We start from the raw sequence: 3419 nt of genomic DNA on the forward strand, positions 1-3419 counted from the left end.
GGATAAAACGATGAAATAATTGCCGTGATTACCACCATGATTGCGATTATGAAATAAAATTTTGCACTGACGATAGGATAGGCAATTGATGCATAACCGAGGGAGGATAATCCTTTGGAGACAATTGCAAAATTAATACCATATTGACCAAAATAACTAATAGTAACAGCGCTAATGATAATTCCCACAATTCCCCCCACAATTGATAAGAAAATAGTTTCTACCATAATCATTCCGAAAATTTTTGCTTTGTTCATTCCGATAGCCATAAGCATCCCGATTTCCCGCATACGCTCCATAACCACCATCAACATTGTATTGATAATCGCAAATGCCAGAGCAATTAGAATGATTGCAAGGAAAAGGTAACTCATCTGCTGCATCAAGACAGTCATCATAATTAGTGACGGTTGAATTGTTTTCCATGATTGAACATCTAAGTTTGGAAATTTGTGCTTTAATTTTGCAGTAACTTCATCGGTTTCACTATTATTGTTGAGGAGAATGGCAATCTCGGAAGTTTGCGATGGAGCGAGTCCTATCAGGTTTAATATATCTTCATTTTTAACGAAAATCATACGCTCGTCAAAATTGCTATCCTGAGTTCTATAAATTCCCACAACACGGAAAGCACCGTAAGTTATGATTCCTGTCATATCTTGAATTGTAATCACAATTTTTGAATTGACTTTTGCTTTTAACTTGGAAGCAAGTTTTTCACCGATCACGGTTGGAGGAACTCTTGTTTTCGTTTCAAAATAATTTCCCTTAATGATTTTTGTCCAAAGATTTGTTACCCGTTTTTCTTGTTCTGGAATAATTCCATTGATTAAAACTCCTGTTCCGGTAATTGCGGTGCTAGCCATCGCGGTTGCTTTGATCCTTTTGGAAGCTGCCTTTACTTGGGGCAGATTGGCAATATATACAAGTTTTGGGATTACATCTTTGATGGTAAATTTCACTTCATTGTTCGCCAAAAATTTTGGATTATGAATTTGAATGTTTGAAATCTCGGTTTCAATGGAAGAATTTACCAGCTGTTCCTGCATCCCGTTCATAATCCCGAGGGTAAATATTCCTCCGAAAAGCCCAAGAGTAACTGCGATGATGACGACTAAGCTTCTTAATTTATTTCTCCAAACATTTTTCCAAGCAATAGCTAAAATCATCATCTCATTTACCTCTCAATCCCTCGATTACTGTAAGTCTGTTTATGATGATAAGAGGATATAATACTGCAATCACAGTCAGGATCATCACCGTCAAACTTTGATTAGCATAAAAATCAAGGCGGAGTGCAAATGGCATTATCGGTTCCGCTCCGAATTGTGTCATCGCCTCTGCTGCTTGCCCGGTTAGTTGAATTGGATGGTGATACGCATAGATTAAAATAGGCAGGCTAACAATTATACCGGATAAAATTCCTAATAATCCTAAAAATATCGTTTCAACAAAAACGATAAATGCTAATCTGCCTCGTTGCATTCCCACGGCAATCATCACGGCGAATTCTCTTTTCCGCTCCATTGTCATCATCAGAATAGTTCCGAATATTCCAAACGCAATCACAATATAGAGAATACCGAGCATAAATAATCCACCGGCGTTATCGCTCTGAATTTCCTGAACAAATCCCGGCATCATTTTTTTCCAACTCATTACTTCGTAGTCTTTCCCAATTTTTGTTTGCAATTCACTTACTGTTTTATTAATTTTGCGAGGTTGATAGATCATCATTGCTATTGAAGTAAGTTGATTGGTGGCAGCATAGAAATATTGTGCATTTGGCAATGTCATATAAACCATTTGTCTGTTTAATTGCGGGGTAGGAAAACGGATAATCCCATTGACAGGATATGCTCCGGCAGCTGTCATGCCATGGTAACCTTGCCCCAAAAGTACCAATGTGTCACCCACAGTAACTTTTAGATATTTTGCCAAATCTTCCGCAACCAGAATTCCCTGATCATTTTCTGTGAGATATTTTCCTTTGACAACGCGTGATTTCAGTTTTGTGAAATTGTTCTCCCAAACTGGATTTGTTCCCACAACCACCACACCTTTGGTGCGATTGCCGGATGAGCCAAGAGCAAAAGATTCCAATCTCGGTGCGATTTGTGAAACAGCTGATACCGACTGAATTTGCTGCTCGATTTTGTCGGAATTAGCAAAAGTTTTATTTATAGATTTATTTTCCCAATATCCATTAGCGTGGATTTGAATGTAACCGGTGAAAAGGGAAACTGCGTTTTTTTCCATACTACCATAAGTTCCGAGTTGGAGAGACCGCATAATCAATGCGAAAAGAACTGCGAACAGGACTGAAGCAAGTGTGATGAGTGTCCGCCGTTTGTTCCTCCAAAGATTTCGCCAAGCGATTTTTATTAATGAGATCATTGGGGGATTTTCCCGATTTTATTTTTTTTTAAAACTGTTTCGGCAGCTTTATATCCCCTTTTGATTATTTCTTCTGCTTTATAAAAATCGAATATATTAATATTTTCTACTTCCGGTTCGATTAAAACATCCGGTTCATATAATTCGACAGATAACTCAACCAATTTTTCCTGAGTAATCTGAACCGATCGATTAAATATTTTTTTAATTCCGGGCAAATTTTCCGTCTCGTTGTGTTTAATAAAAGTTTTTATCCATTTATGATCTATTATCAAGTCTTCGAGTTTTTTTTGGAGAACAGGAATGATTTCAAGTGGTTTCTCCAAATCAATTTTGCTGTCAAATTTTTTATCAATTGTTGCCGAAGGTTTATTTTTTGATGCAAGGACATTAACTGCAATAATGTAATCCGCTCCCATTTCACGACCTAAGTTAATCGGCACAGGATTGACCAGACCGCCGTCAACGAGAACGATATTATTCCAGATTACCGGTTGAAAAACGACAGGAATTGAAATGCTGGCGCGGATTGCTTCTGCCAAATAACCTTTATTAAGATGGATTTCTTTTCCGGTAATTATATCGGTTGCTATGGCTACAAATGGAATTTTCAAATCTTCAATGTTTTTGTTACCAAATGTAGATGCTAAAAATTCCTGTACCTTTGATCCCGTAACCAATCCCGATTTTCCAAATCCAGGGGAAAAAAGTTTTGCGGTGGTTTTCAAATCGATTGCTAAAGCAATATCTTCAATTTTGTTGATACTTAATCCGCTGGCGTAGGCACCTCCAATCAAAGCTCCAATACTTGAACCGGTAATAAAATCAATTTTTACATTCATTTCTTCTAAAAATTTTATCACACCGATATGAGATAATCCTTTTGCACCGCCGCTACCAAGAACTAAACCCACTTTTTTCTTTTTAGAGTGCAGTGATAATATATGTTTCCATTTCATAATTTTTTACGAGTTGTATTTACAATTTTTGTTTACTGTAGATTTATAAAAGCAATATTCACT

At 36.9% G+C, this 3419-nt stretch carries 3 protein-coding genes; all 3 read right to left on the minus strand.

The annotated features are described in order from the left end of the window. The coding region (locus tag U9P79_05615) for an FtsX-like permease family protein (GenBank protein ID MEA2104100.1) at nt 1-1172 on the minus strand (1172 nt) is incomplete at its 3' end. Between the two features lies 1 nt (nt 1173). Then, on the minus strand, nt 1174-2397 hold the full coding sequence (locus U9P79_05620) for an FtsX-like permease family protein (protein MEA2104101.1): 1224 nt from the start codon (nt 2395-2397) through the stop codon (nt 1174-1176). Further along, nucleotides 2394-3356, minus strand: a complete 963-nt coding sequence (locus tag U9P79_05625; GenBank protein ID MEA2104102.1) for a patatin-like phospholipase family protein — start codon at nt 3354-3356, stop codon at nt 2394-2396. The genes U9P79_05620 and U9P79_05625 overlap by 4 nt, the downstream gene beginning before the upstream one ends. Nucleotides 3357-3419: the final 63 nt, after the last annotated feature.

The organism is Candidatus Cloacimonadota bacterium, assembly GCA_034661015.1.
GTDB lineage: Bacteria > Cloacimonadota > Cloacimonadia > JGIOTU-2 > JGIOTU-2 > JAYEKN01.